At 63.8% G+C, this 22,885-nt stretch carries 20 protein-coding genes; 2 read left to right on the top strand and 18 right to left on the bottom strand.

What is annotated here, in order from left to right:
- Window positions 1–71: 71 nt before the first annotated feature.
- From LB529_RS17480 to LB529_RS17460, 5 genes are all read right to left on the bottom strand, one after another.
- Complete coding sequence (locus tag LB529_RS17480; RefSeq protein ID WP_224711790.1) at window positions 72–2,039, bottom strand: acyltransferase family protein; 1,968 nt, start codon at window positions 2,037–2,039, stop codon at window positions 72–74.
- Window positions 2,040–2,087: 48 nt separating this feature from the next.
- Window positions 2,088–2,234, bottom strand: coding sequence for a hypothetical protein (locus tag LB529_RS17475; protein WP_095769237.1), 147 nt, complete (start codon window positions 2,232–2,234; stop codon window positions 2,088–2,090).
- Window positions 2,235–2,294: 60 nt separating this feature from the next.
- Window positions 2,295–2,501, bottom strand: coding sequence for a hypothetical protein (locus LB529_RS17470; protein ID WP_095769236.1), 207 nt, complete (start codon window positions 2,499–2,501; stop codon window positions 2,295–2,297).
- Window positions 2,502–2,540: 39 nt separating this feature from the next.
- Entirely contained in the window at window positions 2,541–3,161 is a 621-nt protein-coding gene (locus tag LB529_RS17465; protein WP_095769235.1) for a ribonuclease D, read from the bottom strand.
- Between the two features lie 137 nt (window positions 3,162–3,298).
- Complete coding sequence (locus LB529_RS17460; protein WP_224711789.1) at window positions 3,299–4,684, bottom strand: M20/M25/M40 family metallo-hydrolase; 1,386 nt, start codon at window positions 4,682–4,684, stop codon at window positions 3,299–3,301.
- A gap of 426 nt (window positions 4,685–5,110) precedes the next feature.
- Between LB529_RS17460 and polA the strand changes: the two genes are divergently transcribed.
- Window positions 5,111–8,077 (top strand): DNA polymerase I, encoded by a 2,967-nt coding sequence (polA, locus tag LB529_RS17455; RefSeq protein WP_224711788.1) that lies wholly within the window; start codon window positions 5,111–5,113, stop codon window positions 8,075–8,077.
- Window positions 8,078–8,317: 240 nt separating this feature from the next.
- Here polA and LB529_RS17450 read toward each other — a convergent pair whose 3' ends face one another.
- From LB529_RS17450 to LB529_RS17415, 8 genes are all read right to left on the bottom strand, one after another.
- A complete protein-coding gene (locus LB529_RS17450) occupies window positions 8,318–8,722 on the bottom strand; it encodes a Fur family transcriptional regulator (RefSeq protein ID WP_042640862.1) in 405 nt (134 codons plus the stop codon).
- 148 nt (window positions 8,723–8,870) lie between these two features.
- Window positions 8,871–9,917: an L-glyceraldehyde 3-phosphate reductase gene (mgrA, locus tag LB529_RS17445; protein WP_224711787.1), complete on the bottom strand. Its 1,047-nt coding sequence runs from the start codon at window positions 9,915–9,917 to the stop codon at window positions 8,871–8,873.
- 112 nt (window positions 9,918–10,029) lie between these two features.
- Window positions 10,030–11,172, bottom strand: a complete 1,143-nt coding sequence (locus LB529_RS17440) for a Gfo/Idh/MocA family protein (protein WP_095769230.1) — start codon at window positions 11,170–11,172, stop codon at window positions 10,030–10,032.
- A gap of 5 nt (window positions 11,173–11,177) precedes the next feature.
- The gene (locus LB529_RS17435; protein ID WP_224711786.1) at window positions 11,178–11,930 is read right to left on the bottom strand and encodes a sugar phosphate isomerase/epimerase family protein; all 753 of its coding nucleotides are present in this window, start codon (window positions 11,928–11,930) and stop codon (window positions 11,178–11,180) included.
- Between the two features lie 24 nt (window positions 11,931–11,954).
- Window positions 11,955–13,055, bottom strand: coding sequence for an ABC transporter ATP-binding protein (locus LB529_RS17430; protein WP_224606961.1), 1,101 nt, complete (start codon window positions 13,053–13,055; stop codon window positions 11,955–11,957).
- A gap of 2 nt (window positions 13,056–13,057) precedes the next feature.
- The gene (locus LB529_RS17425) at window positions 13,058–13,990 is read right to left on the bottom strand and encodes a carbohydrate ABC transporter permease (RefSeq protein ID WP_224548178.1); all 933 of its coding nucleotides are present in this window, start codon (window positions 13,988–13,990) and stop codon (window positions 13,058–13,060) included.
- The gene (locus tag LB529_RS17420) at window positions 13,983–14,876 is read right to left on the bottom strand and encodes a carbohydrate ABC transporter permease (protein WP_140544557.1); all 894 of its coding nucleotides are present in this window, start codon (window positions 14,874–14,876) and stop codon (window positions 13,983–13,985) included. Before LB529_RS17420 ends, LB529_RS17425 begins: the two co-directional genes overlap by 8 nt.
- An 85-nt stretch (window positions 14,877–14,961) precedes the next feature.
- Window positions 14,962–16,200 carry an ABC transporter substrate-binding protein gene (locus tag LB529_RS17415; RefSeq protein ID WP_224633656.1) on the bottom strand — a complete coding sequence of 413 codons (1,239 nt, stop codon included), beginning with the start codon at window positions 16,198–16,200 and terminating at the stop codon, window positions 14,962–14,964.
- 384 nt (window positions 16,201–16,584) lie between these two features.
- Here LB529_RS17415 and LB529_RS17410 point away from each other — a divergent pair, with 384 nt between their 5' ends.
- Window positions 16,585–17,631, top strand: coding sequence for a LacI family transcriptional regulator (locus LB529_RS17410; RefSeq protein ID WP_095769304.1), 1,047 nt, complete (start codon window positions 16,585–16,587; stop codon window positions 17,629–17,631).
- A gap of 133 nt (window positions 17,632–17,764) precedes the next feature.
- Here LB529_RS17410 and gndA read toward each other — a convergent pair whose 3' ends face one another.
- From gndA to LB529_RS17385, 5 genes are all read right to left on the bottom strand, one after another.
- The gene (gene gndA / locus LB529_RS17405) at window positions 17,765–19,252 is read right to left on the bottom strand and encodes an NADP-dependent phosphogluconate dehydrogenase (RefSeq protein WP_224639389.1); all 1,488 of its coding nucleotides are present in this window, start codon (window positions 19,250–19,252) and stop codon (window positions 17,765–17,767) included.
- A gap of 175 nt (window positions 19,253–19,427) precedes the next feature.
- Window positions 19,428–21,056, bottom strand: a complete 1,629-nt coding sequence (locus LB529_RS17400) for a copper resistance CopC/CopD family protein (RefSeq protein WP_224711785.1) — start codon at window positions 21,054–21,056, stop codon at window positions 19,428–19,430.
- 52 nt (window positions 21,057–21,108) lie between these two features.
- Entirely contained in the window at window positions 21,109–21,627 is a 519-nt protein-coding gene (locus LB529_RS17395; protein WP_224546244.1) for a YcnI family protein, read from the bottom strand.
- Window positions 21,628–21,656: 29 nt separating this feature from the next.
- A complete protein-coding gene (locus LB529_RS17390) occupies window positions 21,657–22,211 on the bottom strand; it encodes a copper chaperone PCu(A)C (RefSeq protein WP_224711784.1) in 555 nt (184 codons plus the stop codon).
- Between the two features lie 88 nt (window positions 22,212–22,299).
- Entirely contained in the window at window positions 22,300–22,647 is a 348-nt protein-coding gene (locus LB529_RS17385) for a DUF2946 family protein (RefSeq protein WP_224532062.1), read from the bottom strand.
- Between the last annotated feature and the right edge of the window lie 238 nt (window positions 22,648–22,885).

Raw genomic sequence — 22,885 nt, 5'->3', positions numbered from 1 at the left:
CGGCATCGCACTATCCTTCGCTGTCGAATTCGCGCCTGCGGGACGCCGTATCATCGCGGGTGGACGGTTGCTCAAAGTCCCGCTGCCTTGGCCAGGTAGGGAGCCAGCGCCAGCGCGTAGGTTGCCGTGAGATGATGGTTGTCGCGCAGCACGACGATGTTGCCGACCACCGCCGGGCAGCTGTCCTTGCTGCATAGCGCATCGTTCATGTCGACCAAGGTCACCCCGGCCACGGACCGGGCGGCGAGCGCGTAGATGTTTTCCCGTTCGACCTCGGCGCGCGGATTGATGCATTTGGCCGGGTCCGTGCCCAGGCAGGTGCGCGGGTCGAACAGGCTGAAAGGTGTGTTGCGGATGGCGACGACGCGCACGCCCTGACTTGTGAGCTCGCCCCAGACGCTGCGCAATCCCTCAATCATCGCACCCTGGGCAACGCTGGTATAGTTGCTCTGGCTGGTGATCACGAAATCGGGCTTCAATTTGGCGATTTCAGCGAGAACTTTCTCCCGCCACAGCGCGCATTGCTGATACGGCTTGCCGTCGTCAAGGATGGTGACCCGGGTTACCGGGCATGCCGCCTTGGTGAAGGTGACGAGCCTCCATTTTCTGTCTTCGGCGATTTTGTCGACTGCCGGTACCCATTGCGCCGCGTGGGAATCGCCCATCACGACAATGGTCCTCGTCCCCGCCGGGTCGCCGAGCTGGCAACCGGTCGCGTCGGTTCCCTTCTGCTGCTGATGACACTTCATCCTGTAGATGACGGGCACGTCGCTGCCGATCTTGCTCAAGGGCGGCAAGGGCTTAACACCGTCGGGAACGGCAGCGTTCGCCAGCAGGGCAGCAGGTCCCGGATAATTCGGCGTTCCGATCAGTCCGGTGTCGATGGGCTGCCGGTCGATCGCGTAGACGAGTCCGCTGGCCACCGCCACGCACAACCCCACCGCCACCGTGCCGTCGATCAGTGGCCGCCATGCCGGGGACGAGCGCGAATGGCGATAGGGCTGTTCGACGAAGCGGTAGGAGAGTTCGGAAACCACCAGGGTGGCGACGATCAGCAGAAGACCATCGGCAAGGCCGATCGCGCCGCGTTGCGCGGCATAAAAAATGATCAGCGGCCAATGCCACAGGTAGATCGAATAAGAGCGATCGCCGACATAGCGCAGCACGGCGATATCGAGGCCGCGAAAGCGGCCCATGCGTACACTGCCGGCCGCAATGATCAAGGCCGCGCCGAGTGTCGGCAGCAGCGCCTTGAAGCCCGGAAAATCGGTCGACGTTGAAAACAGCATCGCCGATGCGAGCGCCGCTAAGCTGCCGGCGACAGCCATTGCTGTCCGCGCGCGCCCGTTCGGCTTGAACCGATCGAGGGTCAGCGCCAGCAGCCCGCCGAGCGCCAGCTCCCAGATCCGCGTGTGGGTGACGAAATAGGCCCAAGCCGGATCGGATCGGGTGAGAGCGACGGAAGCCGCGAGCGAGCCCGCCATGACCACGCCGAGCAGAAAGACGAGCGTCTGCATCGGCGAATGTCCGCGACGCCTGGCCCACCACAGCGCCGCCATCATAAGCAGCGGCCAGACGATGTAGAACTGCTCCTCGATCGACAGCGACCAGAAATGCTGCACGGGGCTCGGCGCGTCCTCGGCGCCGAGATAATCCACGGCCTGTTCGGCAAGCCGCCAGTTCTGCATGTAGATCGCGCTTGCGATCACCTGTTTGGCGGTTTCTTCCCACCATGCGTCTGACACGAACAGCAGCGTTCCAGCGAGCGTGACCAAGAGGGCGACGATCGCCGCCGGCAGCAGCCGCCTGACCCGGCGCGTGTAAAAGCCGACGAGCGAGATGCCGTCCTCGCTGAGCGCCATGCGGGTGAGCAGGCCGGTGATCAGGAAGCCGGAGATGACGAAGAAGATGTCGACCCCGATATAGCCGCCGGGGAGTGCTGCCGGCCAGATGTGGAAAATCACCACAAAGGCGACGGCAAGCCCGCGCAGCCCCTGTATCTCCGGCCGAAATCCCCCCGGCGCAATGTCGTCTCGCAAAGCCGGTCTAGCCCCTCACCGCGCCGGCCTCCCGGCTGGCCACCATGGTCAATTCTGCTGGATCGAAATGCCCTTGTCGTCGATCTTGAGCTCGACGCCTTTCGGCCTGGTCTGCTCGCGATAGACATAGATGCCGAGCGCGATGACAATCGCGACCAGCGCCCCGATGATGAGATAGAGCGTGTTCTGTCTCATTGCGCCCCCTTGTTGCGGCCAAGCCTCGCGCCCGCCCTGAAATCGTCAGGTGAGGATCACCTACTGGCCGTCGTCCCCATCATCGGTTGCCGGCCGCCAGCTCGTCGGTTCGACTTTCTTCTGCGTGTCGCTGTCGGTGTAGACCCACCAGCCGCCGTCGCGATATTGCCCGACGGATTCATTGACGACACCGTCGCGGTCCTTCCACATGATCGTGACTTTGGAGCCGTCCTTGGGCGCGCTCGCGATCGGTTTGCGCTCTGCCATTTCACTTCTCCACGGGCTGGGTCGACGGACCTTCGTCCCTCAACTATGCGCGAAAATATCTTCCTCAGCCCAGCCCATAAGGTCGAGCTTGGCGCGCGTCGGCAGGAAACGGAAGCAGGCGTCCGCCTCCTTGGTGCGGTTCTCGCGCGCCAGGCGCGCGCCCAGCACCTCGCGCAACCTGTGCAGGTAGAGCACGTCCGAGGCGGCATATTCGAGCTGTTCGGGCGAGAGCGTTTCGGCCGCCCAGTCGGAGGATTGCTGCACCTTGGACAGGCCGATGCCGAGCAGTTCGCCGCAGAGATCCTTCAGCCCGTGGCGGTCGGTATAGGTGCGGGTGAGCCGTGAGGCGATCTTGGTGCAGAACACCGGCTCGGCCATCACGCCGAAGGCATGGTAGAGCACGGCGATGTCGAAGCGGCCGTAGTGAAACAGCTTGGTGATCGTGTTGTTTCGCAGCAGGCTGGCGAGGTTCGGCGCCTCCTTCTGGCCTGGTGCGATCTGGATGACATCGGCGCTGCCGTCGCCGGGCGAGATCTGCACTACGCAGAGCCGGTCGCGATGCGGGTTGAGCCCCAGCGTTTCCGTGTCGATGGCCACCGCCCCGACATTGTATCGCGACAGGTCGGGCAGATCGTTTTTGTGGAAACGGATATCGGTCATTCTCTTCTCCGGGTCGCGCCTGCGGCGTTGGGGCATCCTCGCAACGCCGCAGCACTTCGCGCTAGCTAATTCGTCCTCGCCGCGATCCGAAGAAAAATCAACAGAAAGTTGAATTTCAAGGTTTTCCTGATTTTCGCTCAGCGGGTCAGCGCGTCGAGAATGCGCGCCCAGGACCGCTGCCCCTTGTGGAACGAGGTCAGCTCGTATTTCTCGTTCGGCGAATGAATGCGGTCGTCGTCGAGGCCGAAGCCGACCAGCAGTGATTCCATGCCGAGATAGGTCTGGAAATCGCCGACCACGGGAATGGAGCCGCCGCCGCCGGTGGTGACCGCCTGCTTCTCCCATTCGTCGGACAGCGCATCCTTGGCCTTGGCCAGGAACGGCGAGTCGTAGGAGAGCTGGATCGCCGGCGAGCCGCCATGCGGGTGGAATTCGACCGAGCAGTCGCCGGGAATGCGTTCGCGCACGAAAGCCTGGAAGGCGGCGCGGATCTTCTTTGGATCCTGCTTGTGAACGAGCCGGAACGACACTTTCGCCGACGCTTGCGCCGCGATTACCGTCTTGAAACCCTTGCCGGTATAACCGCCGATGATGCCGTTGAATTCCGCGGTCGGCCGCGCCCAGGTGAGCTCGAGCACCGAGCGGCCCTTCTCGCCGGCGGGAATGGAAAGGCCGACCGGTCCGAGGAAGGTCTCGGCCGTCTCGCCAAGTCCCTCCCAGGATTTCAGCACCTGCGAGGGCGTCTCTTCGACGCCGTCATAGAAGCCCGCAATGGTGACGCGGCCGTCCTTGTCGTGAATATCCGCCAGCACCTTGGCCAGGATGCGGATCGGATTGGCGGCCGGGCCGCCATAGAGGCCCGAATGCAGGTCGCGGTTGGCCGCCTTGACGGTGATCTCCTCGCCGACCATGCCGCGCAGCGACACGCAGATCGACGGCGTCTCGCGGTTCCACATGCTGGTGTCGCAGACCAGCGCGAAATCCGCCTTCAGCTCGGCCGCGTTGGCTTCCAGGAACGGCTTCAGCGACGGCGAGCCGGATTCCTCCTCGCCTTCGAACAGGATAGTGACGCGGCAAGGCAGGTTGCCATGCACCTGCTTCCACGCGCGGCAGGCCTCGACGAAGGTCATCAGCTGCCCCTTGTCGTCGGCCGAGCCGCGGCCGGTGATCACTTTGCGGCCGGGCTCGATCTCCTTGATCGACGGCGCGAACGGATCGGTTTCCCACAATTCGATCGGATCGATCGGCTGGACGTCATAGTGGCCGTAGAACAGCACATGCGGCGCGCCCGCCGGTCCCTCATGATGCGCCACCACCATCGGATGTCCGGGCGTATCGCGCATACTGGCTTCGAAGCCGATCAGCCTGAGCTCGGCGACCAGCCATTCGGCACCCGCGCGGCAATCGGCGGCAAAGGCCGGATCGGTGGAGATCGACTTGATGCCGAGCAGGCCGAACAGCCGCTCCAGGCTCTGGTCGAGGTTCTGGTCGAGACGGTCGAGGACCGGAGAGATTCTGGACATGCTTTTTGCCTTTCGATTTTGGGCAGACCCTAAAGGGCCATGCCGAAAACGAAAAGCCCGCGATCATTGGACCAAGCGGGAAAGGCTTGCCTGAAGGCAAAAAAGAACCGCCGTGGTGGAGGGGGAACCACGGCGGTCTCTACTCGAAACGTTGCGGCAGCCCGGAGAGGGGGGATAGGCTGCCGCAGTTTGCCCGGGATAGGCGGGGGACGGGCCTTACTCCGGACTTCGGCGAAAAACTGCCGATGACGTGTATTTGGGTCTGTGAACATGGCGATTCAAGGGCACGAAAATTACACTTTTGTAACATACCCGTGAGCGGCAAATTTCCAGCCGGACAGGATGTGTCAGGGGTGTTGCCCGAACCGGTGGGTTCCACAGCCTTAGCCATGGACCGCGAAGCCGGGCCGCGCTATCCCTGCCGGCATGAAAAAAGGCGATCACCTCTTCCTCGTCGACGGCTCCGGCTACATTTTCCGCGCCTATCACGCGCTGCCACCGCTCAACCGCAAATCCGACGGCCTGCCGACCAGCGCCGTGCTCGGCTTCTGCAACATGGTGTGGAAGCTGATGCAGGACGCCCGTAACACCGATGTCGGCGTGGTGCCGACGCATTTCGCCGTCATCTTCGACTATTCGTCGAAAACCTTCCGCAGCGATCTCTACCCCGAATACAAGGCCAACCGCTCCGCGCCGCCGGAAGACCTGATCCCGCAATTCGGCCTGATCCGCCAGGCGACCGCAGCCTTCAATGTCCCTTGCATAGAGACGGAGGGTTTTGAAGCCGACGATATCATCGCGACTTATTGCCGGCTGGCTTGCGAAGCCGGCGCTGATACCACCATCATCTCCTCCGACAAGGATCTGATGCAGCTGGTCGGTCCGACCGTCGGCATGTACGACCCGATGAAGGATCGCCAGATCGGCATTCCCGAGGTGATCGAGAAATGGGGCGTGCCGCCCGAAAAGATGATCGACCTGCAGGCGCTGACCGGCGACTCGGTCGACAATGTTCCGGGCGTGCCGGGCATTGGCCCGAAAACCGCGGCGCAATTGCTGGAGCAGTTCGGCGACCTTGACGGGCTGCTGGCGCGCGCTTCGGAGATCAAGCAGGAGAAACGGCGCGAGACCATCATCGCCAATGCCGACAAGGCGCGCATCTCGCGCGAGTTGGTGACGTTGAAGAACGACGTGCCGCTGAAGGAAGGGCTGGACGATCTTGTCCTGCATGCGCCGGATGGCCCGAAGCTGATCGGCTTCCTGAAGACGATGGAGTTCACCACACTGACCCGACGCGTCGCCGAAGCGACCGCAACCGACATTGGCGACGTCCAGGCCACCGCCGTCACCATCGAGCGCGCCGATACCGCGCATGGCCCCGATGTCGGCGCCGGCGCACCGCCGGTGCCAAGGCCGATCGCGTCCACACAGGGCGACGCCATAAAACCGGCTGCGCCGGTCAGGGGCGAGGACGCGCCGCCGCAAGGCGACACCCCATCGCTCCTCTCTGCCCTGCGGCTGGAGCAGGCGGCCGCCCGCAAGATCGACCCTTCGGCCTATGCGCCCATTCGCGACACGGCCGCGCTCGAGGCCTGGATAGCCGAAGCCCGCGAGGCCGGTGTCCTTGCGTTCGACGCCGAGACCAGCTCGTCCGACCCGATGCGGGCGGACCTGATCGGCCTGTCCATCGCGCTCGCGCCTGGCCGCGCCGTCTATGTGCCGCTTGCCCACAAGAGCGGCAATGGCGACCTGCTCGGCGGCGGCATGCTGGAGAACCAGATCCCGGTCCGCAAGGCGCTGGCGCTGCTGAAGCCGCTGCTTGAGGACCGATCGGTCCTCAAGATCGTCCAGGATATGAAATACGACATTGTCGTGATGAGCCGGCACGGCATCGAGATCGGTCCGTTCGACGACACGATGCTGATCTCCTACGTGCTCGATGCCGGCACATCCGGCGGTCACGACCTCGTCTCGCTGTCGGAGAAGTGGCTCGGCCACGCGCCGGCCTCGAAGAAGGAGCTCGCCGGCTCGGGCAAGAGTGCCATCGGCTTCGATCAGGTCGATATCGAACGCGCGACCGCCTACGCTGCCGAGCAGGCCGACCTGGCGCTGCAGCTCTGGCGGGTGCTGAAGCCGAGGCTTGCCGCCAAGGGCCTCGTTTCCGTCTATGAGCGTCTGGAAAGGCCGCTGGTGCCGGTGCTCGCCCGCATGGAACAGCGCGGCATCTCGGTCGACCGCCAGATCCTGTCGCGGCTCTCCGGCGAGCTGGCTCAAGGCGCGGCTCGCGTCGAGGAAGAGATCTACGGGATCGTCGGCGAGCGCATCAACATCGGCTCGCCGAAACAGCTCGGCGACATATTGTTCGGCAAGATGGGGCTGCCGGGCGGCTCGAAGACCAAGACCGGCCAATGGTCGACCTCGGCACAGTTGCTGGAGGATCTCGCCGCCGAAGGCCATGAGCTGCCGCGCAAGATCGTCGACTGGCGCCAGCTCACCAAGCTGAAGTCGACCTATACCGACGCGCTGCCCGGTTTCATCAACCCCGGCACCAATCGCGTCCACACTTCCTATGCGCTGGCAGCAACCACCACCGGGCGGCTGTCATCCTCCGATCCCAATCTGCAGAACATCCCGGTGCGCACGGCGGAAGGCCGCAAGATCAGGACCGCCTTCATTGCGGAGAAAGGCCACAAGCTGGTCTCGGCCGACTACAGCCAGATCGAATTGCGCGTGCTTGCCCATGTCGCCGAAATCCCGCAGCTCAAACAGGCCTTCGCCGACGGCGCCGACATTCATGCCATCACCGCGTCGGAAATGTTCAATGTGCCGGTCGAAGGCATGCCTTCGGAAGTGCGCCGGCGCGCCAAGGCGATCAATTTCGGCATCATCTACGGCATCTCGGCCTTCGGCCTCGCCAACCAGCTGTCGATCCCGCGCGAGGAGGCGGGCGCCTACATCAAACGCTATTTCGAACGTTTTCCCGGCATCCGGGACTATATCGAGGAGACCAAGGCCTATGCGCGGGAGAACGGTTTCGTCGAGACGATCTTCGGCCGCCGCATCCACTATCCGGAGATAAGGGCTTCCAACCCGTCGGTGCGCGCCTTCAACGAGCGCGCCTCAATCAACGCCAGGCTCCAAGGCACCGCCGCCGACATCATCCGCCGCGCCATGGTCCATATGGAAGAAGCGCTGGAGAAGGCGAAGCTCTCCGCCCGCATGCTGTTGCAGGTGCATGACGAGCTGATCTTCGAAACGGTGGAAGCGGAGGTCGAGGCGACGATCCCCGTGGTGCGCAAGGTGATGGAGAATGCGCCGATGCCGGCGGTCTCGATGTCGGTGCCGCTGCATGTCGATGCGCGGGCCGCGGATAATTGGGATGAGGCGCATTAGGCGTCTCACGTTCGTTCGTCATCCACGGGCGGAGCAAGGAGCGAAGCGACGCGCGCAGACCCGAGGATCCATGCCGCGACGCGCGCCGTAGTGCGCGGCGGTTGTGGATAGCTTGCCGAGCACGCCGCTTGTCAATGCAGATTCTGCACCGTGGCGGTGCGTGTATGTCACGGAATGGATACTAGGGTCTGCGCGCGTCGCTTCGCTCCTTGCTCCGCCCTAGTATGACGAAGTGAAGGCTTACGCCGCTTCGGCCCTGCACTTTGCACACACACCGCGAAATTCGATCACCGCCTTCTTGGCGGCAAATCCCGTCGAGCGCACCCATTCGTCCAGCCGGTGGCCGACATCGTGGTCGGACATCTCGGTCACCTGGCCGCAATTGTCGCAGATGGCGAAGGCCGTCATCGAATGGCTGTGGTCGTGCGGCTCGGCGCAGGCGACGAAGGAGTTTAGGCTTTCGAGCCGGTGCACGAAGCCGGACTTCACCAACGTGTCGAGCGCCCGGTAGACCTGCAGCGGCGCGCGGAAACCGCGCTCGCGCAACTGGTCGAGCAAAGTATAGGCGCTGAGCGGCCCGCTGGACGCCTCGAGCTTCTCGAGCACGCAGAGCTGGTTCTTGGTCAGCGCATCTCTTGCCGTCATCTTGTTCGCCCAATCGACGCTCGCGGCAGATCTCGCGAACGACTTCAATTCCCCTGAGATAACGACGAACGAGCGATTTTGCCACTGTTTCCGCAGCAGCGCATCCCTTCTGGTGCGCGCCACGACGAGATGGTTCTCCAGCTGATCGCTACTTGCGCGGCGGCCCCTTGCGTTCGGCCGAAGCCGCCCAGAGGTTGATGTCGGACTCGCGGGCGTGGCTGTCGATCTCGGCGAGCTCGGCGTCGGAGAACTCGAGCGCCTTGAGCGCGCCGACGCAATCCTCGACCTGTTCCGGCCGACTGGCCCCGATCAGCGCCGTGGTCACGCGGCCTTTGCGCAGCACCCAGGCCAGCGCCATCTGTGCCAAGGTCTGGCCGCGGCGGCCGGCAATGGCGTTGAGCGCCTTGATGTTGGCGATCGACTTGTCGTTGATGAAGGCCGGTCGCAACGACTTGCCCTGGGATGCGCGGCTGCCCTCGGGGATGCCGCCGAGATATTTGTCGGTCAGCATGCCCTGCGCCAGCGGCGAGAACACGATCGAGCCGATGCCGAGCCCCTCCAGCGTGTCGAGCAGCCCATCCTCCTCGACCCAGCGGTTGAGCATCGAATAGCTCGGCTGGTGGATGAGGCAAGGGGTGCCGAGCTGGCGCAGAATGTCGGCCGCCTCGCGCGTGCGCTGCGAATTGTAGGACGACATGCCGGCATAGAGCGCCTTGCCTGAGCGCACCGCGTGGTCGAGCGCGCCCATCGTTTCTTCGAGCGGCGTGTCGGGATCGAAACGGTGCGAATAGAAGATATCGACGTAGTCGAGCCCCATTCGCTTGAGACTCTGGTCGAGGCTGGCGAGCAAATATTTGCGGCTGCCCCATTCGCCGTACGGACCGGCCCACATCTCGTAGCCGGCCTTGGTCGAGATGATCATCTCGTCGCGATAGGCGGCGAAATCGCTGCGCAGAATCTCGCCGAACGCGGTTTCCGCCGAGCCGGGCGGCGGGCCGTAATTGTTGGCGAGATCGAAATGCGTGATGCCGAGATCGAAGGCCTTGCGAACGATCGCCTGCTTGGTCCTGTGCGGCGTGTCGTTGCCGAAATTGTGCCATAGCCCAAGCGAGATCGCCGGCAGCTTCAGGCCGGACCGACCGCAGCGATTATAGATCATCTTCTCGTAGCGGTTTTCGGCGGCGACATAGGACATGGGGAACCTTCGGGATCGAAACGGCGTGGCGACCACCGCCAACCTGATTTGAATCGATGCTTGCCCCTAACCCTTACCCTCTCCCCGCCGGAACGGGGAGAGGGGTTGCCACCTACTTTTTCTTCGCCAGCAACGCCTTCGCGTCCTTGACGCCGAGCGCGGCCGGCCGCTCGCAGGTCGTCTGCATGGCGACATATTTGCCGCTTTCGCCCGAGCGCAGGATGCCTGTCATGACATCGACGGCGTGCAGCGCCAGCTCCATCGAGCAGCGGTGCGGCCGCCCTTCGCCAATCGCGATTGCCATGTCGGCAAGGCCGGCGGTGCGATAATTAGCCATCATGCCTTGGCCGTGCATCTCGTTCGGCACGCCGAACGGATGGTTCCACTTGGGCAGCCTCTTCACCGGCTTGGCCGAGTCGGTGAAGCGTACATCGCCGCCGAAGAAATTCGGATCCGGCACGAAGACGGTGCCCAATTCGCCGTAGAGCTCCATCGGCGCGTGGCCATGACTCCAGACGTCCCAGGAGGTGTTGAGCGTGATCACCGCGCCATTCGCGAATTCGAGCAGCGCATGGATGGTGGTCGGCGTGTTCACCGGGATCTTCTCGCCCGCCCGCGGTTTGGAGCTGATGGTGCGCTCCTTGGCCGGCGTCGTTGCGAAGGCGGCCACCTGCTTCACCGGCCCGATCAGCTGAATCAGGTTGGTGACATAGTATGGCCCGATGTCGAGCACCGGGCCGGCGCCCGGCTGGAAGAAGAAATCCGGGTTGGGGTGCCAGTGCTCCATGCCGTGGCCCATCACATGGCAGGTGCCGCTGGTGATGGCGCCCAGCTTGCCGCTGTCGATGAGATCGCGGACCAGTTGGTGCGCGCCGCCGAGGAAGGTGTCCGGCGCCGAACCGATGCGCAGGCCCTTCTTCTCGGCCCGTTTCTTGAGATCGAGCCCTTCCTCGATCGACAAGACGAACGGCTTTTCCGAATAAACATGCTTGCCGGCGTCGAGCACCGCTTTGGAGATCTCGTAGTGCACGGCCGGAACCGTCAGGTTGACGATGATGTCGATCTCGTCGTCCTTGAGCAGGTCGTTGACCGTCTCGGCGCGGAGCTTGAACTCCTTCGCCCGCGCTTTCGCGGCCTCCATGTTAATATCCGCGCAGGCGCGCATCTTGATGCCGCGGAACAGCGGCGCCAGCGAGAAATACGCCTTCGAGATGTTGCCGCAGCCGATGACGCCGATGCCAAGTTTCTCTGCCATTTCGATTACTCCTGCCAGCTCTTGGCTGCTGCGATTGAGCGGCGGGCATAGCGCTCGATGTCGTTGGGGTTGTCCTGCTCCATGACGAAATACTGCGCCGCGCTCTTGGCGCGCAACGTCTTGAACAGGCCCGCCCAGTCGATCGTGCCGTGACCGACATCGGACCAGCCGTCCTCGTCCAGCCCCTCGCCCGGCTTCGCCATGTCCTTGACGTGGACGGCAACGATCCGCTTGCCATGCTTCTCGATCCAGGGCAGCGGATCGGCGCCGCCGCGCACCACCCAGGCGACGTCCATTTCCCAGCCGATGTCCGGTGCCGCGGACAGGATGTGGTCCTGCGGCAGCGAGCCGTCCGCAAGCGCCTTGAACTCGAAATCGTGGTTGTGCCAGGCAAAGCCGTAGCCGGCCTTTTTTGCCGCCTCGCCGACCTTGGCGAGGCGCTCGCCGAAGCCGCGCCAGCCGGCGGCATCGGACGGGCGCTGATCGGGCATCAGATAGGGGCAGATCAGAAGCCTGATACCGAGCGCGTCGGCGATCTTGCGCACGCCGTCGAAATCGTTCTCCAGCGCCTCGATCGAGAAATGCCCGGTCGGCATCGCAAGCCCGTTCTTGTCGAGCTCGGCGCGAAACGCCTTCGGGTTGTCATAGACGCCGCCAAAGCCTTCGACCTGGCTGTAGCCGAGCTCGCCGAGCATTTTCACCACGTCGTTCCATGGTTGAAAATTGCGAGCGCTGTAGAGTTGGAATGACCAGTTCATGTCCTGTCCGTTCTGCTTGGGAGGTTAAAGGCGGTTGCCGGTCTGGGCATCGAAGAGCGAAGCGCGCATCGGATCGAAGCCGACGGTCACCGCCTCATCATTCCGGGGCGTACGCTCCGAGGTAACCCGGACGCTGAATTTCTGTTGAGCGAGCTGCAGCCAGACCAGCGTGTCGGAGCCCATCGGTTCCACCACTTCGACTTTGCTGGCCGCCGAGAATGGCCAGCCGGCGCCGCTGTTCAGACTCACATGTTCGGGCCTGATGCCGAACACGGCTGGTCCGGGTTCCGGCTGCCGATCGAAATCATAGGTACTGAGTGGAATCTTCAGACCATCGGCGAGAAAATGCCAGCCGCCATCCGCGTTTTCCAAATGGCCGTCGACAAAGTTCATCGCCGGCGAGCCGAGGAAGCCGGCAACGAAGCGATTGACCGGACGGTTGTAGATGGTCTGCGGCGCGTCGAGCTGCTGGATGACACCGCCCTTCATCACGGCAATGCGGTCGGCGAGCGTCATTGCCTCGATCTGGTCGTGGGTGACGTAGATCATGGTGTTTTCGAGCTTGCGGTGCAGCAGCTTGATCTCGACGCGCAGTTCCGCTCGCAGCTTGGCATCGAGATTGGAGAGCGGCTCGTCGAACAGGAAGACGTCGACGTCGCGCACCAGTGCCCGCCCGATCGCCACGCGCTGGCGCTGGCCGCCGGAGAGCGCCGAGGGCTTGCGCTGCAACAGCGGCTGGATCTGCAGGATCTCGGCGGCGCGTGCGATGCGCTTGGCGATCTCGTCCTTGGCCAGGCCCGCAACGCGCAGACCGAAGGACAGGTTCTTCTCCACCGTCATCTGCGGATAGAGCGCGTAGGACTGGAACACCATGCCGATGCCGCGGTCCTTAGGCTCCTCCCAGGTGACGTTCTTGCCCTTGATGAAGATGCGACCTTCCGAAATGTCGAGCAGGCCGGCTATGCAGTTGAGCAAGGTGGATTTGCCGCAGCCGGACGGTCCCAGAAGCACGATGAACTCGCCCTCGGCGACGTCGAGATTGAGCGTCTTCAGCACCGACATCACACCGAAATTGAGCGACAGGTCCTGGATCGACACGCTGGGATTGGCGATTGCCGCTGCCATCATCATCCTTTCACTGCGCCGGCCGCGATGCCGCGCACGAAGAGCTTGCCGGAAATGAAATAGACGATGAGCGGAACGAGTCCGGTGAGGATCGTCGCGGCCATGTTGACGTTGTATTCCTTCACGCCCTGCACCGAATTGACGATGTTGTTGAGCTGCACCGTCATCGGGTAGGTGTCGGGGCGCGTGTAGACGACGCCGAACAGGAAGTCGTTCCAGATGCCGGTGACCTGCAGGATGATGGCGACGACGAAGATCGGCAGCGACATCGGCAGCATGATGCGCAGATAAATGCCCCAGAAGCCGGCGCCGTCGACGCGCGCCGCGCGGAACAGTTCCTCCGGCATCGACGTGAAATAGTTGCGGAACAAGAGCGTCAGGATCGGCATGCCGAAGATCGAATGCACGATCACAAGGCCGGTCAGCGTGCCGTATATGCCGATCTCGCGCAGGATGATGACGATGGGGTAGATCATCACCTGGTAGGGGATGAAGGCGCCGACGATCAGGATGATGAAGAAGGTGTCGGCGCCCTTGAAGCGCCAGTTGGCCAAGGCATAGCCGTTCACCGAGGCGATCGCGATCGACAGCAGCACCGACGGCACGGTGATGCGCACCGAATTCCAGAAACCGCGCGAAAGCCCGTCGCAGTTGAGGCCGGTGCAGGCGGTCGCCCAAGCTTTCACCCAGGGTTCGAAGGTGATTTCCACCGGCGGCGAGAAGATGTTGCCGAGGCGGATTTCCGGCATGCCCTTCAGCGACGTGACGATCATCACGTAGAGCGGCAAAAGGTAATAGAGCGCCACCACGATCAGCGTGCCGTAGAGGAAGATGTTGCGGCGCGAGAGCGCATGCCGCGGCTTCGCGCCGGCAGGCCCGGCTTCGTCGCGCCGAAGGACGCCCGCATCAGATGGGGAGGCAGCGACATCAACCACGCCGGCGGCCTCCGAATTCGAGATAGGCCCATGGCACGATGACGATCATCACCGAGAGCAGCATCATGGTCGAGGCGGCGAAACCCTGGCCGAGATTCTGGGCGAAGAACATGTAGTCGTAGACGTATTTTGCCGGCACTTCGGAGGCGATGCCCGGCCCGCCGCTGGTCTGCGCCACGACGAGGTCATAGACCTTGACGATGCCGGCGGCGATGATGACCAGCGTGGTGATGAAGACCGGCCGCATCATCGGGATGACGATGAACAGGTAGGTCTTCCACATCGGGATGCCGTCCACTCGCGCCGCCTTCCATATGTCTTCGTCGATGCCGCGCAGGCCGGCAAGCATCAGGCACATGATCAGCCCCGTGCCCTGCCAGAGCGCGGCGATGGAAATGCCGTAGATGACGATGCTGGAATTATAGAGCGGGTCGAAGCTGAAGCTCGTCCAGCCGAGGTCGCGCACGACGCGCTGGATGCCGAAATCCGGGTTGAGCAGCCATTGCCAGACCAGCCCGGTGACGATGAAGGAGAGCGCGAAGGGATAGAGGAAGATGGTGCGGAACGTATCCTCGAAGCGGATCTTCTGGTCGAGGAGCGCCGCCAGGACGAAGCCGATCACCAGCGAGAACACCAGCGAGATCACGCCGTAGATCAGGAGGTTCTCGATCGAGATCAGCCAGCGCGGCGTCGCCCACAACCGATGATACTGGTCGAGGCCGACGAAGTTGAGCCGTGGCAGCAGCTTCGAATTGGTGAAGGAGTAGAGAACCGTCCAGGCCGTGCCGCCGACGAACACCACAAGCGCGGTGAGCACCATCGGAATCGATGCGATCTTCGCATTGAGGTTACGGAAAAGCTGGTTGGGACGTTCGCTATTGCTCATCTCGACAGCCGGGCTGGGGCAATGAGGACATCATGCTCCCGACCCCCGTTAGGCAGGGACCGGGAGCTGGCGGGGCGCCGGTAGATCAATCGGCCGAAGCGATGATGGCGGCGAAGCGCTTCTGCGCTTCTTCGACTGTCATGTCCGGTTTGGCGAAGAACTCGGAGAACAGGTCCTCCTTCTGCTTCTGGCTGTCCTGCGAAAGCAGTTGGTCCGTCCACGGCATAACGGCGCCCTTGGCGAGGATGGCGAGGCCCTTCTTCATGCAGTCGTTCGCCGCGTTGAGGTCGACGTCGCCACGCACCGGCAGCGAGCCCTTCTTGAGGTTGAAGGCGACCTGGGTCTTCGGATCGAGCAAGGTCTCGGCGAGCACCGCCTGCGCCTTGGACTTGTCGGCATCTTTCAGCAGCGGGAAGTAGAAGGCGTCGCCGCCGGTGGCGATGACTTCGTTCAGGCCGAGGCCGGGCAGGCAGGTATAGTCCTTGCCGGCCGTCTTGCCGGCAACCTGGAACTCGCCCTGCGCCCAGTCGCCCATGATCTGGCCGGCGGCCTTGCCGGTGATGACCAGATTGGTGGCCTGGTTCCAGTCCTGCACATTGGTGTTCTTGGCCATCTTGCGGGCGTCGTCCGCCGCCTTGAACACCTTGGCGATCTCCGGGCCTGCCGCGAAGGTGGCGTCCTTGTCCTTGTAGACCTTGAGGAACGTGTCGGTGCCCCCGGTCGCGGCCATCAGCACGTCGAAGGCGCCCGAGGCTTGCCAGGCCTGTCCGCCGACCGCGAGCGGAATGATGCCCGCCTTTTCCAGCGCCGGCGCATCCGCCACGAATTCATTCCAGTCCTTCGGCACAGGCAGGCCGGCCTTCTGGAAGGCCTCGTTGGACAGCCACAGCCACTGCCAGGAATGGATATTGACCGGCACGCAATAGATCTTGCCGTCGATGGTGCAACTATCGAGCAGGCTCTTCGGCCGCACGATCTCCGTCCACTTGTCCTTGGTGGCGATATCGGTGAGGTCGCGCATCAGCCCGGCCTGCACCAGTTCCTCCGCCTGGCGGCCGTGGTTGAACTGGGTGGCGCCCATTGGATCGCCCCCGGTGATGCGGCTGATCATGATCGGCCGCGCCGTGCCGCCGGAGCCTGCAATGGCGCCGTCGACCCAGTGGTTGCCCGTCGCGTCGAAAGCCTTGGCAAGCTCGGCCACCGCCGCCGCCTCGCCGCCGGAAGTCCACCAATGGGTGACTTCCAGGTCGGTCGCGGCCGCCGGACCGGCGAAATTGAGCGCAACTGTCGCGGCAAAGGCGGCAGTCAGGAATTTGTATCGCATTTCGGCTCCTCCCAGAATCTGAAACGTTACAGATTTTCGATACGGCAAATGATCCGCCTAGGCAACCCCTCGCCTTGAGGCCGGCCAAGATTTTTTCGCGACGCGAACAAAATCTTTCTCCCGAGGCGGCAATGTCGGTGTCAGATCAGTCGATTGGTGCCAAAAGCAGGCCCGGACCGATATTTCTTTGTGATTCCAGCGACTTTCGGCTCCTCTCCGCATCCGCGATGCCGGCGGCGCGACCTTGCCGGTTGATCACGAAGATTGGCAATCTGTAACGTTTCAGTATATTGAGCCGAGCCGCAAACTGAAGGTCGCGCAAATGTCACCGCCGCACGATTGCCGGTCGGCCCCGCGACTGCTATGCGCCTGACGGGCGGGACGATGGATAGACGGATAACGAAGAAGGGCGACGACGACACGTCGGGCAAGGAACGGCCGACGTTGAAGACGCTTGCCTTCATGACCGGGCTGGGCGTCACGACAGTCTCGCGCGCGCTAAAGGATGCGCCCGAGATCGGCGCCGAGACCAGGCGCCGCGTCCAGCTCGTCGCCAAGCAGATCGGCTATCGCCCGAACCGCGCCGGCGTGCGCTTGAGAACCGGCAAGACCAACGTGATATCGCTTGTGCTGAACACCGAGCACGAGCTCATGAGCTTCGTCTCGGACATCATCTACGGCGTCACCGAGGTGATCGCCGACACGCCCTACCATCTGATCGTCACGCCCTATTCGCGCTCGCAGGATCCGCTGGACCCGGTGCGCTATCTGGTCGAGACGGGCTCGGCCGACGGCGTCATCATCTCGCGCACCCAGCCCAACGATCCACGGGCGCGCTATATGCTGGAGCGCGGCATTCCCTTCGCCACGCATGGTCGCACCGACATGGGGCTGGTGCATCCCTATCACGACTTCGACAATTATGCCTTTGCCGGCGAAGCCGTCCGCTACCTCGCCGGCAGGGGCCGCAACCGGCTTGCCCTGGTGACGCCTCCGGTCGGCCTCACCTATCACGGCCATACGGTCGCCGGCTTTGCCGATGCGCTGAGCGAAGTGGGTGCCAGCGAGGTGCCGTTCAACACCGTCTCCATCGATCAGTCGATCGAGCAGATCAGGATGCGGACCGCGCAATTGATGCGGCGCAAGGACCGTCCGGACGGCTTTGTCAGCAGCGCCGCCGCCGCGACGCTCGCCATCGTGGCCGGCATTGAGGATGCCGGGCTGAAGCTCGGCCGCGACGTCGACGTGGTGTCGAAACAATCGTCGGAATTGCTGCATCTGTTCCGGCGAGAGCTGCTCGTCGTCAACGAGAATTTCCGGCTCGCCGGCTCCGAGCTCGCCCGCGCCGTCCTCGGCTGGATCGGCGGCGCCGATCCAGGCACGCTGCAATCGCTCAGCACGCCGAGCGAGGTTTTGCCCTATCGCGGCTGACTGGCGCGACTTGAGGGGCAGGTCAGGCCGAGTCGAAAATGGTGGCTTCCGAGAACCGGAGCGGAGCGTACTTAAAGTACGTGAGCACCGGAAGCGCAGGAAGCCGCCATTTGCAGGCCGGCCTCACCTGGCCCTAGGCGGCCCCACTCCCCCATGGGCCATGAAACGCCCCCTCTTCCCCGATGCGCTCGAAGCCGTGCGCGCCGAAGAAGTCGCGCTGCGCCTGGATCAGGTTCGAGGTGCCGCGTCCTTGGCGGTAGCTGTCGAAATAGGCGAGCGCCGACGACAGCGCCGGCACCGGCGAGCCGGCCTCGGAGGCGCGCGCCACGATGCGCCTCAGCGACGGATGCGCCTCCTTCATCATGGCGATGAAGGCCGGCGCCATCAGCAGATTGGTGGAAGCGCTGCCTGAGCCGAAGGCCTCGGCCATCGTGTCCAGCATCTGCGAGCGGATGATGCAGCCGGCGCGCCAGATCTTGGCGATGGTCGGCATGGGCAGATTCCAGTTGAATTCCTTGGAGGCGCCGCTCATCACCGCGAAACCTTGCGCGTAAGCCGCGATCTTGCCGGCGAACAATGCCAACTCCAGGTCCTTGAGCAGCGCGCCGCTGTCGCCGGAAATCTTTTCGACGCCGATATTGCCATAGGCCTTTTCCGCCGCCTGCCGCTCATCCTTGATCGAGGACAGCACGCGCGCCGCGACCGCCGCCTCGATCGCCGTCGCCGGAATGCCGAGCTGCTGCGCTTCGATGACCGACCATTTGCCGGTGCCCTTCTGCCCGGCGCGGTCGAGGATGATGTCGGCAACCGGCTTGCCGGTCTTGGGATCGTCGGCGGCGAGAACTTTTGCGGTGATCTCGATCAGGTAGGAATTGAGCCGGCCCTTGTTCCATTCTTCGAAGACCTTGCCGATCTCCTTCGGCGCCATGCCGAGGCCGTCGCGCAAGATGCCGTAGATCTCGGCGATCATCTGCATGTCGGCATATTCGATGCCGTTGTGGATGGTCTTGACGAAATGGCCGGCGCCGTCGGTGCCGAGCCAGGCGGCGCAGGGCTCGCCCTTGAACTTGGCCGAGATCGCCGTCAGCACTTTCTCGACGCGCTTCCAGGACTCCTCAGTGCCGCCGACCATGATCGAGGGGCCGTGCCGCGCGCCCTCCTCGCCGCCCGACACGCCCATGCCGATAAAGGTCAGGCCCGAGCCGGACAGCTCCGAGAAGCGGCGCATCGTGTCGCGGAAATTGGCGTTGCCGGCATCGATCACGATGTCGTTGGCCGACAGCACGCCGCGCAGCGCCGCGATCTGCTCGTCGACCGGCTTGCCGGCCAGCACCATGATGATGATCGGCCGCGGAGGCCGGATCGCGGCGGCGAGCTCCTCCAGGCTGTAGCAGGGAACGACCATGTCCTTCAGCGAACCGGCACTCTCGACAAAGGCGTCGGTGCGCGACGGCGTGCGGTTGAAGACTGCGATGCGGTGCCCGTGCTCGGCGATGTTGAGCGCCAGGTTGGAACCCATCGTGCCAAGGCCGATCAGGCCGATTTCGGCTTTTTCCATCGTTTCTTCCCTGCGTTCGGATGCTTCTTGTAGGCTGCGTCCTGGAGAACGCCTTTCCCAGATGAATGACGGGCCTTGGCGGCGGCGTCAACCGTCTCGCAGAATTGTGTCGAGGTCGGTGAGACCAAGGGTGAAGACTGAGGGCGAAATGGTGAATGGTGAATAGTGAAATGGACAGGCGAACGTCGTCGCGACGCGGAAACGAAAATCGCCTGCTATTCACCATTCACTCTCAATTTCACTCTGCGCGAATATTAATTGGCGCCTCGACCTTCACCACCTCGAAGTCCGAAACGAGGATATCGAGCCGGGCGTTCCAGCGGCCGGGAAGCGGGATAGCGAGATTGTCGATACGCCAGGTGCCGTCGCCGGGTTTTCTCGCCGGCCACTTGATCGGCTCGATGCCGGAATCCGGCTTCGACAGCACCAGCGTCACCGCCTTGGCGTCGAGAGGCCCGAAATCGCCGGTCATGATCATCATCGAAGCGGCGACCTCGCCGGCATGGCCTGGCGTGATGCTGAGATCGGCCATCGCCTTCAGCGCATGGACGTGGATCGACACCGGCTGCGCGGCGGCGATCGCCAGCGCGCGTGGCGGCGGGGTGAAGCGCCAGCCGGCGGCGACGCCGAAAATGGCAAGCACGATGACCACCTCGATGCCGATCGAGCGCGCCATCCGCCGCTGCACCTCGGTGTCGCCGGCCTCGGCGGGCGCGGTCAACGTCCAGCGGTTGATGGCGGCCAACGTGAACAGGAAGAGCAGCAGCGTGAGCTTGAGCAGCAGCAGCCGGCCATAAGCGGTATGGATCAGCGCCGCCGGCTGCTGCACTTGGATGATCGCCAGCACGATGCCGCTGGCGGCAAGGACAGCCACGACCGGCAGGATCGCGCGCGAGAAGCGCCGCAGAAAGACCTTCGCTTCCGCCGGCTGCTGCCGCAGCGCGAGGCCGAGCGGCGCCAGCGCGCCGGCCCAGAAGGCGATCGCGGTGCCGTGCAGGAACACCAGCGGCCGCGTCAGCCATTGCGGTTCGGCGGCGCTGGCGTGACCGCTCGCAGCAAGGGCCGCGCCAACACCGAGCAGTGATACGGACGCCGCCAGCTTGCGCAAGCCCGACGGTCCGGCAAGAGAAAGCAAAGCCAAGCCGAGCGCGATCAGGCCGAGCAGCATCGTCCAGACGAAGCTCGTCTCGAGCGCGGTCTTCCAGACAGCCGGTGTCGCAAACCGGGCGAGCGGCGCGCCGAGCGCATCCAGCCCCTGCAGGCCGAGCGAAAGCGGCGCTCCGACGAGACCGATAAGAAGCGCCGCGATGACGAAGCGTCGGCCGCGGCGCCGGTCCTCGGCGAGCCAGGCAAGTGCGAACGCGCCGCCGATGCCGAGAAAAAGTCCGGCATAGAGAAACAGCTTGCCGAGCCAGATCGCTGCCCGCAGCGTCCAGTCGATGGCCTCACCCGCCACTGGTGCCGCGCTTGGCGCGCCCATAGAAAACAGCGCCGAGCCGCCGACCGGATGACCATCGACCGAAACGACTCGCCAACTCAGCACATGCGTGCCGGATTTGAGCGCTTCGGGATTGTCGATCTCGACGGTCTGGTCCTTGAGGCGGAAGGATGTCAGCGCAAGCTGTGAGCCGTCCGGCCGCACAAGCGTCAGCACCAGCGGCGAGACGGGCTCGCTGAAGGTCAGCGAGAATTTGCCGGGACTTTGCGTCAGCACGGCGCCGTCAGCCGGGTCGGTCGCGACCAGCGCGGCATGCGCCAAAGCGCGGCCGGGCACGACGAGCAGCGCCATCGCCACGAGCATTGCCGCCAGCCAGACAAGCGAGCCGGCAAGCATGCAGTTCATCGAGGAAGGCAGTGCTGCGTTCATGCCGTCATAACTGGAAATGTTGGCGCATCCCGAGGGAGCGCGCCAACAGAGATCATTTCTTCGGCAGCAATTTGATGCCGGGCGCGGGCGTTTCCAAGGCGTCCTCGTCCTGGCCGGCCGCCGGGATCTCGATCCAGCGCTCGGCGGCGTCGCCGCATTCCTGCACCACCGGGAAATAGAGCATCTGGCCGGCCGGCAGATCGGCCGCCAGCGAAGCGCGGAAGACGAATTCGTCATAGAATTCGTCCGGCAGATTGCCGCCGCTCCAGTCGATTTCCTTCACGCCGGTGGTCAAGGTCTCGCCATAGAGCTGGTAGGATTTCTCGTATTTGCCCTTCTTGACCTGCAGCGTCCAGCCGGGCTTGGGCATCGGCTTCACCGCGATGGCGCCTTCGGGTATCTGCACACGCACCGCGGTCGTTGCCTTGCCCTCGCAGCCATGCGGCACGCGCAAGACGGCCTTGTAGGTCGAGCCGACGGCCGCTTCCTGCGTTTCGAGCGTGATGTGGGCGAGCGCGGCATTGGTCCCGAGCGCGCAAAGCGCGCCCGCCGCCAAAACATACTTCTTCATGAATTGTGCCTCGATTTCGAATTGACGGGTTAGTCGGCGTGATCCATGTCCATATCGCCGGTGCCCGTCTCGCCCATGCCTTCGACGGCGAACTCGACGGTGACGCTGCCCGCCTTCTCGAAGGTCAGCGTCGCGGAGAATTTCTCGCCCTGCTTCGGCTGCCGCTTCAAGCCGGTGAACATCAGGTGATAGGCGCCCGGCTTCAGCGCGACCTTGCCGCCGGCCGGGATCTCCAGCCCGCCCTCGACCGGCCGCATGGTCATGACGCCGTCCTTGACGCCCATCTCATGCAGTTCGGCCTTTTCGGAGATGTCGGAGGAGATCGACAGCAGCCGGTCCGGCGCGCTGCCCTTGTTGATCACGGTGAAATAGCCGCCGCCCACCTTGGCGCCCGACGGCGTCGCCCGCGACCAGGGATGCTCGATCTCGAGATCGCCGACCTTGAACTCATGCGCTAGGGCGGCGGGAATGCAGGCCAAGAGAAAGAAAAGGCTGAGCACGGCAAGGCCAACGCGCAGCGGGAGGTGAAACGGCGGCGCGCCGCGAAGGGCGAAGGCTTGCGCTTTGGGAAGAAGATTGGACATCGTTGCTCCATGAGTACGGGATCGCGCCGGAATGCGGCCGCGAACAGTCTGATCTTTGGATGAATAGGCCTGCGGAAAGTTCCGCGGATCAGACCATCGCCGGCGGCGCGCGCGGATTGGCCGGAGAGCGGTCGCGGGCGAAATCCTGGTGCCGGAAGGCCGGAAGCTGGAAGGCGACGGCCTCGAAAAGCTGGGTCCTGGCCAGGGCGACGGCCTCTGGCGGCGGTATATGCGCCGCCGAAACCATGTTGCAGCCGAGCGAGCAGCAGGCCGGCAGATGTTGTTGATGGGGATCGCCGCCGGGGAGTTTTACAGCCCCTTCATGCGTGCAGATGACGTTGCCGAAGGCGTCGACCTGCGAAGGCGCGCCGAAGGCGAAAGCGCCGAGAGAGGACTGAAGCAATAGAAGCAGCGCCGCGACGAACGCGGCCGGCATGCTCCATCGTCTCAGCCGGATATCCAACGCAAAGCCTCTCCCGGAAACGCGTCGACGGTAGCACGGGGAATGCGCGCGGGAAATCGGCAAAACCGCGCTGCGGCAACGCGGCGCGACGCGCTGTTTTTATGCATGTCGTTGTCCCAAAACCGCTGCACGCTTCTGGACGACATGCGTGAGGGTCTGTCGAGATTCAGGTCAGGCCGAGCCGAGAATGGTGGCTTCCGAGAACCGGAGC

It is taken from the genome of Mesorhizobium sp. CA5 (assembly GCF_020165105.1).
In the GTDB taxonomy this organism is placed as follows: domain Bacteria; phylum Pseudomonadota; class Alphaproteobacteria; order Rhizobiales; family Rhizobiaceae; genus Mesorhizobium.
Note: the sequence above shows the minus strand (reverse complement) of the source record. Positions and strands in the feature narration are given on the sequence as shown.